The sequence below is a fragment of the Demequina globuliformis genome, from assembly GCF_000975155.1.
GTDB classification, from domain to species: domain Bacteria; phylum Actinomycetota; class Actinomycetes; order Actinomycetales; family Demequinaceae; genus Demequina; species Demequina globuliformis.
This window is the reverse complement of record NZ_BBRG01000001.1, coordinates 990,473-1,004,239: the sequence shown is the minus strand read 5'-3', so window position 1 is coordinate 1,004,239 and position 13,767 is coordinate 990,473. Positions and strand designations below refer to the sequence as shown.

Below are 13,767 nucleotides of genomic sequence, written 5' to 3'. Positions count from 1 at the left end.
GGTCTACGCGGCGGACGCCGACACCGGCACTACCTACGAGAACCGCTTCGACTACGTCGAGGGCGACCTGACCTTCCTGTCGCGCAGCGACTGGGACGGCACATACCCGACCGCACCGGACGGTACCGAGGAAGCCTCGGACGAGGTCCTGGCACAGATGAACCCGACCTTCGAGCCCGTGGAAGGCGACGCGCCAACCTATGGGGCGGAGAACGGCCTGCAGCTTGCTGACATGGTGGGCGTGGCCTACGACGACCCGCAGTGGGACGCGTTCCTCGACCAGCTCACGCTGGACGAGCAGGTTGACCTGTTCTCGCAGGGCGCCTACTCCTCGCTCGAGATCGACCGCCTCGGCATCCCCTCGATCACGATGCTCGACAGCCCCGCTGGCCTCAACTCGCTGTTCTCGGAGCTCACCTCCGCGGCTTACCCGAACGAGGCCGTGGTCGGATCGACCTGGAACGACGAGCTTGCTTACGCGCTGGGTGAGTCGGTGGCCGGTGAGGCCCTCGCTTACGGCGTGGACGTCTGGTACGCGCCCGGCATGAACCTTCACCGCACCGCGATGGGTGGCCGTGACTTCGAGTACTTCTCCGAGGACCCGTACCTCACCGGAAAGATGGCAGCGGCGATGGTCTCCGGCTCGGAAGACAACGGCGTGCTGACCACGATCAAGCACTTTGTGCTGAACGACCAGGAGGTCAACGCCCGCTCGGGAATCAACGTCTTCGCCTCCGAGCAGGCGCTGCGCGAGCTCTACCTCGAGCCCTTCGAGATCTCGGTCAAGGACGCCAACCCGTCCGGTGCCATGAGCTCGTTCATCAACCTGGGCGGCAACTGGGCCGGCGGCAACGAGGACCTGCTTCAGGAGGTCCTGCGCGGTGAGTGGGGCTTCGACGGCTTCGTCAGCACCGACGCCGTGCTTGGCGGATGGATGAACCCCGAGCTCGCTGCCCGCGGCGGCAACGACTGGATGCTCGCGGTGCTCACCACGGCAACGGCCAACACCATGAAGTCGGCCGTTGACGACGATCCCGTCGGCTTGGGTGAGGCTCTGCGTGACCGCGTGCACACGATCCTCTACTCGGTGGCGCAAACACCCTCCATGTCCTAACACCTACTGATGCCGGGGTGAGGTCCGCACGGGCCTCACCCCGGCATCGGCCCTGTTCACCCCACAGAAAGGTCAACGATGACCACTGCAACCACCGAGGCGACCACCGCCTCCACCCGCCCCAGGCTCGCGCTCTGGCTCGGAATCGCGGGGCTGGGCTCCGTCCTGGTCCTCGCCGCGACCATGATCATCTTCGCGGACCGCCCCCTCACGCAGGGGCTCGACGACTGGTGGCGTGAGATCGCGGGAGCGTCCAGCCTCGACGAGGCCGACGGCCCGATTCCCATGTTCTTCCAGTACTTCGGCGAGGGCGTGGGTGCGATCTTCCTGATGCTCCTGTGGCCGCTCGGGCTGTGCATCGTGAGGCGCTGGCGCACCGCGCTGTTCTGGATTTCGTCGATCATGGGTTCGGCGCTGGTCGCGTCGCAGGCCATCAAGCACACCGTCGACCGTGAGCGGCCCGCCGCTGACGAGGCAAACGGGCTGTTTGGCCCGCTGTTCCACACCGACCACGGCTCGTTCCCCTCGGGTCACTCGGTGACGATGGGCGCGTTCGTGGTCGCGGTTGCCGCCTTGATTCCGGTGGCGCTGCGCACGTGGTGGTGGATGGTGGGTGCCCTGCTCGCTGTGGGGATGGCGTGGCAGCGCACGCTCATCAACGCTCACTTCCTGTCCGACACCATCGCCGGCCTCATTGCGGGCGCATCGTTCGTCGCGCTGATGTGGTTCGCGTTCGCGCCGCTACTCGAGAAGGACCGCGGCAAGCCGCTGTTCCGTGGGCGTGGAACGCAATCTGACTCTGCGGAGTAGTTCTGGCTAGGCCCCTCGCGCCTCCCCCCTTCGCCAAATGGAACCATTTCGCTGTTATAGCAACGTAAAACAGCGAAATGGTTCCATTTGGCGTGATGGGGGCGGCGGTGCCGCGCCTTCCTGAATGGAGCGGGTGACGGGAATCGAACCCGCGCTATCAGCTTGGGAAGCTGAAGTTCTACCATTGAACTACACCCGCGCGGCCGCTCAACGAGCGACGCTCAGCCCATACTAGCGGGCCTCAGCCGCGTGCCGTCCACAGCCGTGGCCCGCGGCCCCGGATCTCAGCGAAGCGACGTCGCCTTGATCGTGAACGAGGCTGACCGAGTCTCTCCGGGCTGCAGCAGGAACAAGCCAGTGCCGTCGATGCCGTCTTCATCGAGGTTGAAGGCGTCGTTGGCGTTGGACACGGGCTCGAACGCGAAGTAGTCGCGGCCCGGCGGGATGTACAGCACGGCGTGTTCCAGGGCGGCGTCTGCGGTGAAGTCCAGGCGCAGGGCGCCGGGCCACTCGATGGTTGCCAGGTGCTCGCCGGTGCGGCCCGTGAAGCAGTCGTCCACAAACGTGTGCCCAATGTCGCGCTTGTCGCGGAAGTCCGCGGCGGGCCTGATCTCGCCGGCGGCTGCGGTGGGCATGCAGTCGACCAACTCGTAGGCGCGTTCGGCGGCGACCTGCAGGTGGGCATCCGTGGAGCCGGCGACGGTCCGCTGGAAGTAGGGGTGGTGACCAAACCCGGCCGGGAAGGTCTCGTGCGCGTCGTTGGTGATCGAGTACGTCCACGTGAAGTCATCGCCATTGAGCGCGTAGGTGAAGCGGGCCGTGAAAGGCCAGGGCCAGTTCACGCCGTACACGTCATGAGAGATGAACTCGAGCGTGACGTGGGTGAGCGATTCGTCGACGACTGTCCACGGGAAGTCCCAGCCCGCGCCGTGGATGGCGGTGCCGTCGGGCCAGTTCTGACGCAGTTGGTACCGGCGCCCGTTGAATCGCAGGAGGCCGTCGCGAATGCGGTTGGACCAGGGGACGAGCGGATAGGAGGACGTGTGGTTCGGCACTTCGGCATCCACGGGCGTAGGGCGCAGGACGTCTGCCCACTCCTCGCCCACCAGGGCTTGGCCGCGCCCGAGCGCCCCTCCCATGCCTGGCAGCAAGACAATGCGCCAGCGCTCGTTCTCGATCGTCACCGTGTCTGTCATGCGTTCATTGTGTCGTATCGCTTCGACCCCAGCGCGGCGACACGTCTTGAACGTTCACATAGGCCGCTGTCGTGCGGGGATGGAATATCTGACAGCACGGTGCCTGTTCCTTTCACGTGAGCATCGCTGCGGGGAGGGTCCCCTCGACGCCTGTGCAGGCGGCAGCGGTGTTACCCCTAATGGGAGGAGCAAGAGCTATGGCAATCGGTTCCGGTATTTTCCTGATCGCCCTGGGTGCAATCCTGGCTTTCGCGTTGAACGAGACCGTCGACGCCGTCAACTTGGTGATGGTGGGCTGGATCCTCATGGGAGCGGGTGCCGTGGGCATCATCGTGTCCCTGATCGTCAACGGTCAGCGTCGCAACACGACGCACACCACCGTGTCTGAGGAGCACGTTGACCACCACAACGTGACCGAGCGTCCCCACAACGACGCCGCCGACCGCTAAACCCCTCGCTACGAAGGCGCCGGACCCGCACGGGTTCGGCGCCTTCGTCGTTCCCGGCTCCGTGTACCTCTCGTTCGTGCATCTCAGTGCCGGTTTAACCTCGGAAATCGGCACTCAGTTGCACGAACAGAGGGGGGACAAGGGGCTAGGGCTGGTTGGAGGCGTCCTCCACGCTTTGGGCGCGCAGGCGCAGGAGGGCGTCGTCCCGGGTGCGCTCCTGGCTGGGGTAGTTCGCCACGAAGTGGGGCCGATGCCGGTGGTACGTGATCTCCATGTTCCAGTAGCGCACGGCCCACATGGAGGCGCCAATGGACACCACAATGGCGGCGATCGCACCCACTCCGATCGCCCAGCGCGGCCCAATTTCCTCGCCAATCCAGCCCACGATGGGCGACCCAATCGGCGTAGATCCCATGAGGATCATCGAGTACAGCGCCATCACGCGGCCGCGCATGCGAGGCTCCGTCGTTGTCTGGATGAGCGCGTTCGCACTCGTCAACATGGTGAGCGCGCTGAAGCCCACGGCGACGGACGCCACCATGTACAGCTCGTAGGTGGGCATGGCGGCCATGACGGCGCTCGAGACTCCGAACAGCAACGCGGCCCCCAGCGGAAGGCGCAAGCGAATGTGCTTACGGCGCGCGGCCGCGAGCGCGCCGGTGAGTGATCCGATGGCGAGCACGGAGCCCATCAGGCCATAGTCCTCGGGGCCCAGCCCGAACGCCACGCGTGCCATCAGCGCGCTCGTCATTTGGAAGTTGAGGCCAAACGCGGCGACCGTGGAGACGACGATCATCACCACGATGACCTCGGGTCTACCCCGCACGTAGCGCAGCCCCTCTTTGACCTGCCCCGGTTCACGCGGTGCGCGGTCCATGTGCCACAACTCGCTCTTGCGCATCGCCATCAGTGACAACACCGTGGCGACAAAGGTGAGCCCGTTGATGATGAAGACCCAGCCGATTCCCACCCACGCCACGGTGAGGCCAGCGATGGCGGGGCCAATGAGCCGGGCTCCGTTGAACGCCGTGGCGTTCAGGCCCACCGCATTGGAAAGCCCGTCCGGGGGAACCAGTGCGGCCACGTACGTCTGACGGGCAGGCGTGTCGATCGCGCCCACCACGCCCAGCGCAAAGGCGAACGCGTAGACCTGCCACAGTGTGGCGTTGCCGGTGAGAACCAGGGCTCCCAGGCCCAGTCCCAATGCTCCGGCGGCGGTCTGCGTCAGGATCAGCAGCTTGCGCTGGTCAACGCGGTCGGCGATGACGCCGGCCCACGGTCCCAACAGCAGGAACGGCAGGAATTGCAGGGCTGTGGTGATGCCGACCGCCACGCCGGAGTCGTCCGTGAGGTGGGTGAGGACAAGCCAGTCCTGGGCCACGCGCTGCATCCAGGTGCCGACGTTCGACACCAGCGCGCCAGCGAACCACAGCCGGTAGTTGTAGTAGCCCAGCGACGCGAACGTGCGGCTCATCGCAGGCCAAGGCGTCGGGAAAGGGGCATGACACTAACTTACGTCGACTCCGGACTCGAATGGTTCCGAGCCGACCGTTCGCCCTGGGTTGGTGGCACCGGCCTGACAATTCCGACAGGATGGGGGCGGCCGCGGGGGAGGCATGCGCTTTCCGACCGCCGTGCACCGCACGAACGGCCGTGGACATCACGAACGGAGAGCCCATGAAGCACGTCCGACTAGCCGCACTCATCGCCGCGAGCGCCGCAGCGCTTGCGGCCTGTTCCGTCAACCTGACGGCGAGCCCGGAGTCCATCGCGACCACCGTGGAGGACACCCTCGAAGAGCAGTTCGGGATCCGCCCCGTCATCGACTGCGGTGAGGAGCCCATCGACCTGGTGGTCGACAACACTGTGGTGTGCGCGCTGTCGACCGAGGACGACCCCACCATCTACGACACAGACGTCACCTTCACGGAAGTGGACGGCACTGACTATTCGATCGACATTGCCGTAGCGCAGGAGCCGCGCGCCTAACGGGCGGCCCCTACGCGCCAGCGAAGGCTCAGCCGGACCGGAGCCCTTCCGGGCCCTGGGACAATAGAGGCATGCAGTCGTCTTCCCGCCTGGCCCTGATGTTGCGCACCCTGTTGGTCGTCGCCGTCTTCGTGGCAGGTGCCGTCGGCATTGTCGGAGCGTGGCAGCACCTCGGCGGGGCCCCGCTGGGCGTGGTGCTCGCGACGGTGTTGTTCATGGGCGTGTTCTCTGCAGGCGGCCTCGCCATGCGCAAGCGCTCGCGCGGCGCCTGGTGGGGGTTCCTCGCGTTCTTGTGGTTGATCCTTCTCACCCAGGCGCCGTCGACCGAATGGCTCGCCCTGCCCATGCTTGCCATGGCCGCCGCGACTGAGACCTTCGCAGTAGCGGGCATCGCCGCAGCCGTCGCCGTCGTTGCCGTGGCGGTCGTGGGAGTGGCGGAGCTCAGCGCGCTCGCGGTCGTGATCTTCGCGTGTGCGGCAGGGCTCGCGCTGCTGGCCGGGTTGGGATACCGCCGAGTTACGGCGCCGACGGCGTGACGATCACCTTTCCGTGAGCGTGGCCTGCGGCCACACGCTGGAGGGCGGCCGATGCCTGGGCCAGTGGCCACGTGGAGTCCACCAGTGGGGTGAGGCGTCCGTCGGCCACACACTGCGCGAGCAGTGCAAGGTCCTTGGCGTTGGGGGCCGAGTAGAAGGTGCTGATGCGCCGCCGGCGCACTTTGCCGTGCCAGGCGGCCTTGGCGACCCGTGCCAGCGCCCCGCCGTCGGCGCCATCGATCCCCGCATTGGGAATGAGCGTGCCCCCTGGGGCGACGAGGCGTTCAAGGGCCAGCATGGGCACAGCGCCAACGTTGTCGAGGATCAGGTCAAAGGGCCCGTCGAGTGCGAGCACGTCCTCGGTCGCGTAGTCCACGGTGCGCTGGGCGCCTAGGCCCATCACGGCATCGGCCCCAGAGGCGGAACACACCCCCGTCACATCCGAGCCCCCGCGGGCCGCGAGCTGCACCGCAAACGAGCCGATTCCGCCCGCGGCGCCAATCACCAGCACGCGCGACCCCGTGGCGGGCGCGCCGGTCTCCCCGAGCGCCTCGAGGCCCGCGTGCCGTAGGGCGTGCAGCGCGGCAAGGCCCGCCATGACGGTGGCCGCGCCGTCGCGAGCAGGGACCGCCGGGGGCAGCGCGGCAAGGCGGTCGGCGCGTGCCGGGGCGAACTCAGCGAGCGTGCCTACGCCTTCCCCGAACACTCGGTCTCCCACCGCCCATGGCGAGGCCTGGGCGCCCACCGCGACCACCTCGCCCGCGACGTCGGAGCCGCGCACACCTTGGCGCGGGCGCGTCAGTCCTCCCGTCAGCCGCACCAGGCCGGGTTTGCCGGTCATCATGAACACGTCGGCGGGATTGAGGGCCGAGGCGTGCACGCGGAGCAGCACCTCGCGGGGTCCAGGCGGAGGCACCGGCGCGGGACCCACGGTGATGACGTCGGGGCCGCCGTAGCGACGCTGCATGGCCGCCATCATGGGCGCGCCGGTCGTGAATGCGCCGGTCATGATGGCTGCCCCACGTGTGTGGTGGTGGCTGGCGCGCTCGCGGGCGTCGCGTGGGGTGCGCGGATGCCCACGGTGAGCAGGTAGATGATCATCCAGAACTCACCTACGGTGGCCGGGAACGCGAGTCCCTCGACGAGCCAGCTGGGCGCACTCGCCACTCCCCAGCCCAGCAGCGCAGATCCCACGTAGCCGACGCCGCCGACGATGAGCACCCATCCCAAAGCCGCAGGGAAGCGGTCCGTGGTGATCGCTGCCCAGCCCATGGGGATGAGCCACAGTCCAAAGAACAGTGCGCCCAGTCCCCACGACGCTCCGCTCAGGTGCGTGAGGAGACCCACGGCGGCGGTGGCGCTTGCCCCTTCCACGATGCCGGGGTCGGCCGCTACCGCGGCTGCGGTCGCCATGAAGATCCCGGAGGTCATGATCGCGACGGCGTTCACGAGGCCAAAGGCGGCGGTCGCGAACGCCGCGACCGGGCGGATGTCACGTAGCAGGCGGTAGAACCATACGGCGGCGAGCGCCTGCGTGATCACGATGGCCATCTCAAGCGCGACGGCGGTCGCTGCGAGCGACGGGTGGGTGGCGAGGTTGTCGAGCGTCTCATTCGGGGACGGTGTGAACAGCTGAGGACGAACGACGAGGAACCCCGCCATGCCGGTGAGGGCAAGGCCGAGGTAGGCGAGTCCGGTCGCGCGTGCGGTGCGGACGGTGGCGGTGGTGGTCACAATGACTCCTTTGTCAGGGGCGTGGGGGCGCGCGAGCATCAGCCCGGGTGGCGCGGGCCCAACGCTGGGGTGAACTAGTGGGTGTCTGGCTCGGGGTACTGGAACACCTGATCGAGCGGCACCCCGAGCGCGTGCGCGATCTGGAAGGCCATCTCAAGGGACGGCGAGTAGCGCCCCTGTTCGATGGCGATCACCGTTTGGCGGGTCACGCCGATGCGCGCGGCCAGCTCCGCCTGTGTCAGGTCTCCGCGCTCAGCGCGCAGTTGCCTGATGGCGTTGGTGACACGGGTGGAACGGACCATTACAGGCCCCACCGGTAGGCACGGATCTTGACGACAGCCTCGACGACTCCGCTGACCACTCCGAAGGCGAAGACCGCGTTGCCGATCCAGAAGGTGTCTGCGTCCAGCATGGCGAGCACGAGCGTGACGAGCGTGCCGGCGCCCAGCACGCCTTGGGTCATGCGTGAGCCGTAGCGCTCAATGTCCTTGTCGCGCTCGTCGGATGCCAGCTCGACCTCGGGGCTCCTGCCGCGCAGGGCGAGGCCAAGGGCGGACCCAATGGCGGCGACGATGGAGCCCACGATCGTGCCGACGATTTGAAGGCCAATGGCCCACAGCATGGGGACAACCCATGAGACCTCGTCGATGGGCTGGGACAGCGCCCGCGGCACCACCACGATCGCGTACGCGACAGCGGCGGTGATGTTGGTGATGAGGAAGATCCACACGCCGCGTTCGGCGACGGTCATAGGCTCGGGGGAGTCGTCTGGGACAGGCCCGGCCGATGCCGGATCACAGGTGGCGTTCATGCGGCACCTCCGCGGTAGGCACCGAGGACGGTGGCGGACTGCAAGACGGCTCCGGCGAAGGAGAGCACAAGGAGGACGTTCGCGACCCAGAAGGTGTCGACGTCGAGGGCGAGCATGATCAGCGCGGCGAGGACCGCGATGCCGGTGAGAGAGGCGCCCGCTTCTTCGCCGATGGAGCGGATGCGCTCGTCGCGTTCATCGACCAGGGTTTCGCCACGTTGACGCAGGCGCATCGACACGTAGATGAGCGCATAGACGGCGGCGCCTACGCCCACGCAGGCGAGCAGTGGGCCCTGCCAGGCAACCTCGGACAGCGCGACGTCGTCGGTGAGCGACCTGGCGGCGATGATCGCGACGTAGGCGGTCACGGCGACAATGCCGACCGCGAGCCCTGCGGCGGTCTGCCGTTCCTCAAATGACATGTCGTGGGTCATGTCGTCACCCTCCGTGGACGCATGTTAAGAATCTTTGACATGGCAACGGTAAGTCGCGGTTGCACTGATGTCAAGAGTTCTTGACATTGCGAGCGCGAGGACGCGAAACAGGGTGGACACCTGCGGGTCCTAGGCTGGACCCATGACAGTCGACGCCGACCTCGCCAGATGGGCGAGCGCCGTCCTGCCGGCGGGGGCGTGGCCGTCCGCTGACGCGCAGGAGGTGCAGCGGCGGCTGCGGATGGTGTTGGACCACGACCATCCGCACTGGGCCGAACGGCTCGGAAGGCTCGCGCAGCGCATGTCACCCGAGGAACTCGTCACGCATGGCGATGACCGGGATGTGCGGTGGTTCGCCGGCCTGGTGGGCCAGGTCACCGTGACGCAGCCAAGTGCGTGGCGCGCGCTGGGGTGGGCCCCGGCGGCGACGGCAATGCCGGAAGGCTCCGACATGCCGGATGAGGTGCTCGCCGCCGTCGTCACGCGCCGCGAGCTCCAGGTGCGCTACGACGCGATCGTGGTGGGATCCGGCGCCGGCGGTGGCGTCGCGGCACAGGAACTCACGGAGGCGGGCCGGTCAGTGCTCGTCATTGAGCGGGGCGGCGCCCCGCCCACAGGGGAACTCGCGCGCGACCACCTCCGCTCTCCATCCACGCACGCGCGGGTGGTGCCAGGCGACGACGTCGAGGACACCGTGGGGCCGGCGGACCCCCGATGGGGCGCGAGTGCCTTTGGCTTGGGAGGTGGCACCCGCGTGTACGGGGCGCAGGCGTGGCGGTTCGCTCCCCAGGACTTCCGCATGGCCTCCACGTACGGCGCTCCCGCGGGCTCAGGGCTCGCCGACTGGCCGGTGTCCTACGAGGACATGGAGCCGTACTACGCGCACGCCGAGTTTGAGTGGGGCGTGAGCGGCGCTCCTGGCCCGCGCGATACCGAGGGGCACCGATCGGTGCCGTACCCGCTGCCGCCCCTGCCGCGCACGCGGCCGGCAGCGACCCTGGTCGCGGGAGCGGATGCGTTGGGCTGGCGCACGCTGCCCGTGCCCATGTTGGTCAATTCCGAGCCCTACCGCGGACGGGCCGCGTGTGTGCGGTGCTCCCAGTGCTTGGGTTTCGCGTGCCCTGTAGGTGCCAAGGCGGGCTCGCAGAACACCACGCTGTGGCGCGCGGCTCGCACTGGACTCGCGAGTTTTGTCTTGGGGGCGCGCGTGGCGGAACTGACCACGAATGCGGCGGGCGAGGTGACCGGTGCATTGGTGCGCGGCATCGACGCCGATGGGCTATGGGAACGACGCATCGACGCCGACGAGGTCGTCATCGCCGCCGGAGCGGTCGAGAGCGCGCGCATTTTGCTGACCACGCGCACCGCTGCGGAGCCGAGTGGTCTCGGCAACCGTCACGACCAGGTGGGACGCTACCTGCAGGGCCAGGCGCAGGTGGGGGCCATTGGCGTCTTCGAGGACGCGATCAGTGATCTGCTCGGACCGGGGGCGGGCATCGCGACCGCCGACTTCCGTCACGACAACCCCGGCGTCGTGGGTGGCGGCGTCCTGACCAACGACTACGTGCCCACCCCGGCATCGGCCCTTCGCCAACTGCAACGAGCGGAACTGTTGCCGTATGCGGGACCAGACCTGATGCCCAGGCTCGCGCGACTCTTGCCCCGCATGCAACGCATCGTGGGCACCGCGCACGAGGTGCCGTCAGCCGAGGCCAGGGTCACCGTGAGCGCGGACCGCACCGATGCATGGGGCATCGCGGAGCCGGTGCTCGCCGGTGGGCTGCACCCCGAGGACGAACGCACCCGTGCCTTCCTGGTGGAGCGTGCGCGGACGTGGCTCACGGAGGCGGGCGCGGCGCACGTTGTCACCGTCGACACGGGGACCGGCTCCGGAGGTCCAGTAGTGAGCCGCTTCCAGGCGGGAACGGCGCGTATGGGCCTGGACCCCGGCACGTCCGTCGTTGACCCGGTCGGCAGGGTCTGGGGCCACGACAACGTCCGGGTGGTTGACGCCGCCACGCACGTGTCCAACGGGGGCGCGTCGCCCGTGCTCACCACGATCGCCAATGCGTACCGCGTCATGGCGGACATGGTGGGGGCATCCAAGGACCATGACGGGTTCGACGAGGCGATCTTCTAGGTCGAGGGAATCCCCGGCAGCGACCACTCGTTGGACTCACCGTGACTGAAACAGACCAGACCATGACCGCCGTCCGCGTCGACGCCTGGGCAGACATCGTGTGCCCGTACTGCTACATCGGCGAGGCCCGCCTGGTGACGGCAGCCGAGTCGATCAGCGCCCCCGTCGTGATCATCCCCCACGCCTTCCAGCTCGACCCCAACCGCACCACCACGGAGTCCGTGCAGGATTATTTGGGCAAGAAGTTTGGCGCGAGCCCCGAGCAGCTTCACCAGCAGCACGAGCAGCTTGCAGGCATGGCGGAAGAGTTGGGCTTGCCGTTCGCCGAGGAGCGCTCGGTATCCAACACCGCCGATGCTCACCGCTTGGTGGCCGCCGCGGAGGACCTGGGCCTGGTGGTACGCCACGCCATTCAGTTGGGTCACTTCTCCGGCGCGCTCGACTTGGCGAGCCACTCGGACTTGGCCGATGCCGCGGCCCAGGCCGGTATGGACCGCGACGCTGCGCTCGCGGTGCTGGCGGGCGATGACTTCGCCGACGTGGTTCAGGCGGACCAGGAGCAGGCGGGGCAGTTGGGCGCGACGGGCGTGCCGTTCACCGTGGTGGGAGAGCGCTTCGCCATTCCCGGGGCCGCCGCCACCGAGCAGTACATGGACCTGCTGAGCCAGGCCGCCCAGGGCTAACCCCACTTCCCCTGGCCGTACATACTCGGCGGGGTTTGGAGCGTTGGCGGCCCCTGGCCGTCCAATTCCGGTGTGTGTCGGCTAGGTTCGGTGCGTGAGCGCTGACACCCCCCAGACCCCCGGACCCGACGATGCCGCTGCCGGGCCAGCCGAGCCCGCGGTCGACGAGCGCGCCCACGCGAACCGCTGGCGTTCGCTTTTTGTCCTTGCGCTCGCCCTGTCCCTGGTGGTGATTGACGGCACCATCGTCGCGGTGGCGATCCCCGACATCGTCCAAGACCTAGGGCTCGACCTGTCGGACGCCCAATGGGTGTCCGCGTCCTACGCGGTGGTGCTTGCCGCGTTCCTGCTGACCGCCGGCTCCTTGGGCGACCGCCTCGGGCGCCGCCGCGTGCTGGTAGCGGGAATCGTGCTGTTCCTCGCGGGTTCACTCATGGCGGCCAGCGCGGAAAGCGCCGGCAACCTCATCGCTGGGCGCCTGGTCCAGGGCCTCGGTGCGACCGCGATCCTTCCGGGAACCCTGTCGACCGTCAACGCAACGTTCCGCGGCAAGGACCGGGCGGCCGCGTTCGGCATCTGGGGAGCCGTGATCTCCGGTGCCGCGGCGCTGGGGCCGCTCGCAGGCGGATGGTTGACGACGTCCTTCACGTGGCCGTGGATCTTCCTCGTGAACCTGCCCATTGGTGCGCTCGTGATTGTCGGCACTCTCTTGTGGGTGCCAGAGACCAAGGTCGCGACGATGCGGCCCGGCTGGGACCTCGCTGGCCTGATTACTTCCGCGCTTGGGTTTGGCGCCATCGTCTTTGCGCTGATCGAGGGGCAAACCTTTGGCTGGTGGACGCCGGCCGCAGACCTTGACCTAGGGCCGGTCACGTGGCCGGCCACCGCCCCGGTCTCGATTGTGCCCGTGGCGCTTGTCCTGGGTGCGCTGCTGCTGGTGCTGTTTGTCGCCAATGAGAAGCGCCAAGCACGAGCCCAGCGCCTCGCGCTGCTTGACCTCACGTTGTTCCGGCTGCCGACCTTCCGGTGGGGCAACCTCACGGCCATGACCGTCGCCGTGGGCGAGTTCGGCATCATCTTTGTGTTGCCGCTGTTCCTCGTGAATGTCCTGGCACTGTCCACCATGGGCGCCGGATATGTGCTCGCGGCGATGGCGCTCGGCGCGTTCTTTGCGGGCGCGTCCGCACGGCATGTCGCGGCGCGTTTCGGGGCGCCGCAGGTGGTTGTTCTGGGACTGTCGCTCGAAGTCATCGGCGTACTCCTGGTCGCGTGGGTCGCCACCGCTGGCGTAAGCCCATGGCTGCTCGGGGCGGTGTTGGTGGTCTACGGCGCTGGTTTGGGATTTGCCTCCGCTCAGCTGACGAGCACCACGCTCAGTCAGGTGCCGCCAGAACAGTCAGGCGAGGGCTCCGCCGCCCAGTCCACGGCGCGCCAGGTGGGGTCGGCCCTCGGCACGGCGGTGGTCGGAGCGGCGCTTGCCGCGGCGCTGTCCACAACGGTGCCCCAGTCCCTGGAGCCGCTGGACTTGCCGCAGGCGCAGGTGGACCAGCTGACCGATGCCACGGCAGACTCGGCCGGCTCTGTCATCAGCCAAGGCCGTGCTCTTGGAACTGACAGTCCGCTCGGGGAGCAAACTCCGGACGTGATCGAGCACCTCGAGGACGGATTCGCCGACGCCACGCGCACGTCGCTTGTGGTTGCTGCCGGCTTCCTCGCGGTTGGCCTTGGCGGATCGCTGCTGGTGCGCAAGGCGGCGCGACGCTCCTAGTTTCCCCTGGCCGAACATACTCGGCGGGGTTTGGCTGGATTGCGGCCCCTGGCCGTCAGTTTTCGGTGGGCCGATGCTGGCGTGACGAGACCCCTGGGGTGAC

The 13,767-nt window shown here is 68.0% G+C and carries 15 protein-coding genes and 1 tRNA gene; 8 read left to right on the top strand and 8 right to left on the bottom strand.

From position 1 onward, the window contains the following. On the top strand, positions 1 to 1,114 hold a 1,114-nt coding region (locus tag AOP75_RS04670; protein ID WP_161794532.1), incomplete at its 5' end, for a glycoside hydrolase family 3 protein. A gap of 78 nt (positions 1,115 to 1,192) precedes the next feature. Next, the gene (locus AOP75_RS04665; protein WP_062077142.1) at positions 1,193 to 1,924 is read left to right on the top strand and encodes a phosphatase PAP2 family protein; all 732 of its coding nucleotides are present in this window, start codon (positions 1,193 to 1,195) and stop codon (positions 1,922 to 1,924) included. 125 nt (positions 1,925 to 2,049) lie between these two features. Here AOP75_RS04665 and AOP75_RS04660 read toward each other — a convergent pair. After that, positions 2,050 to 2,123: transfer RNA gene (locus tag AOP75_RS04660), tRNA-Gly, on the bottom strand. An 85-nt stretch (positions 2,124 to 2,208) separates the two neighbouring features. After that, complete coding sequence (locus AOP75_RS04655; RefSeq protein ID WP_062077141.1) at positions 2,209 to 3,120, bottom strand: aldose epimerase family protein; 912 nt, start codon at positions 3,118 to 3,120, stop codon at positions 2,209 to 2,211. 197 nt (positions 3,121 to 3,317) lie between these two features. On the opposite strand from AOP75_RS04655, the gene AOP75_RS04650 reads away from it, so the two are divergent. Beyond that, positions 3,318 to 3,569: a DUF6458 family protein gene (locus AOP75_RS04650; RefSeq protein ID WP_062077140.1), complete on the top strand. Its 252-nt coding sequence runs from the start codon at positions 3,318 to 3,320 to the stop codon at positions 3,567 to 3,569. A gap of 145 nt (positions 3,570 to 3,714) precedes the next feature. On the opposite strand, the gene AOP75_RS04645 is transcribed toward AOP75_RS04650, so the two are convergent. Beyond that, complete coding sequence (locus tag AOP75_RS04645) at positions 3,715 to 5,043, bottom strand: MFS transporter (RefSeq protein WP_062077139.1); 1,329 nt, start codon at positions 5,041 to 5,043, stop codon at positions 3,715 to 3,717. A 203-nt stretch (positions 5,044 to 5,246) separates the two neighbouring features. Between AOP75_RS04645 and AOP75_RS04640 the strand changes: the two genes are divergently transcribed. Both AOP75_RS04640 and AOP75_RS04635 read left to right on the top strand, forming a co-directional pair. Continuing rightward, positions 5,247 to 5,558 carry a hypothetical protein gene (locus AOP75_RS04640; protein WP_083966836.1) on the top strand — a complete coding sequence of 104 codons (312 nt, stop codon included), beginning with the start codon at positions 5,247 to 5,249 and terminating at the stop codon, positions 5,556 to 5,558. Between the two features lie 71 nt (positions 5,559 to 5,629). After that, positions 5,630 to 6,094 carry a hypothetical protein gene (locus AOP75_RS04635; RefSeq protein ID WP_062077137.1) on the top strand — a complete coding sequence of 155 codons (465 nt, stop codon included), beginning with the start codon at positions 5,630 to 5,632 and terminating at the stop codon, positions 6,092 to 6,094. Here the strand turns inward: AOP75_RS04635 and AOP75_RS04630 are convergent. From AOP75_RS04630 to AOP75_RS04610, 5 genes are all read right to left on the bottom strand, one after another. Beyond that, positions 6,075 to 7,103 carry an NAD(P)-dependent alcohol dehydrogenase gene (locus tag AOP75_RS04630; protein ID WP_062077136.1) on the bottom strand — a complete coding sequence of 343 codons (1,029 nt, stop codon included), beginning with the start codon at positions 7,101 to 7,103 and terminating at the stop codon, positions 6,075 to 6,077. The two genes, AOP75_RS04635 and AOP75_RS04630, sit on opposite strands and share 20 nt — an antisense overlap. Continuing rightward, complete coding sequence (locus AOP75_RS04625; RefSeq protein WP_201774140.1) at positions 7,100 to 7,828, bottom strand: DUF4386 domain-containing protein; 729 nt, start codon at positions 7,826 to 7,828, stop codon at positions 7,100 to 7,102. The genes AOP75_RS04630 and AOP75_RS04625 overlap by 4 nt, the downstream gene beginning before the upstream one ends. Before the next feature lie 74 nt (positions 7,829 to 7,902). Next, positions 7,903 to 8,130 (bottom strand): helix-turn-helix transcriptional regulator, encoded by a 228-nt coding sequence (locus AOP75_RS04620; RefSeq protein ID WP_062077134.1) that lies wholly within the window; start codon positions 8,128 to 8,130, stop codon positions 7,903 to 7,905. Continuing rightward, positions 8,130 to 8,639: a hypothetical protein gene (locus AOP75_RS04615; protein WP_062077133.1), complete on the bottom strand. Its 510-nt coding sequence runs from the start codon at positions 8,637 to 8,639 to the stop codon at positions 8,130 to 8,132. The genes AOP75_RS04620 and AOP75_RS04615 overlap by 1 nt, the downstream gene beginning before the upstream one ends. Next, positions 8,636 to 9,073: a hypothetical protein gene (locus AOP75_RS04610; protein ID WP_062077132.1), complete on the bottom strand. Its 438-nt coding sequence runs from the start codon at positions 9,071 to 9,073 to the stop codon at positions 8,636 to 8,638. Before AOP75_RS04610 ends, AOP75_RS04615 begins: the two co-directional genes overlap by 4 nt. Before the next feature lie 142 nt (positions 9,074 to 9,215). Here AOP75_RS04610 and AOP75_RS04605 point away from each other — a divergent pair, with 142 nt between their 5' ends. The 3 genes from AOP75_RS04605 (at position 9,216) to AOP75_RS04595 (ending at position 13,664) form a co-directional block, all read left to right on the top strand. Beyond that, entirely contained in the window at positions 9,216 to 11,213 is a 1,998-nt protein-coding gene (locus tag AOP75_RS04605) for a GMC oxidoreductase (protein ID WP_062077131.1), read from the top strand. A gap of 41 nt (positions 11,214 to 11,254) precedes the next feature. Beyond that, complete coding sequence (locus AOP75_RS04600) at positions 11,255 to 11,896, top strand: DsbA family oxidoreductase (RefSeq protein ID WP_062077130.1); 642 nt, start codon at positions 11,255 to 11,257, stop codon at positions 11,894 to 11,896. A 94-nt stretch (positions 11,897 to 11,990) separates the two neighbouring features. Next, the gene (locus AOP75_RS04595) at positions 11,991 to 13,664 is read left to right on the top strand and encodes an MFS transporter (protein ID WP_083966696.1); all 1,674 of its coding nucleotides are present in this window, start codon (positions 11,991 to 11,993) and stop codon (positions 13,662 to 13,664) included. Positions 13,665 to 13,767: the final 103 nt, after the last annotated feature.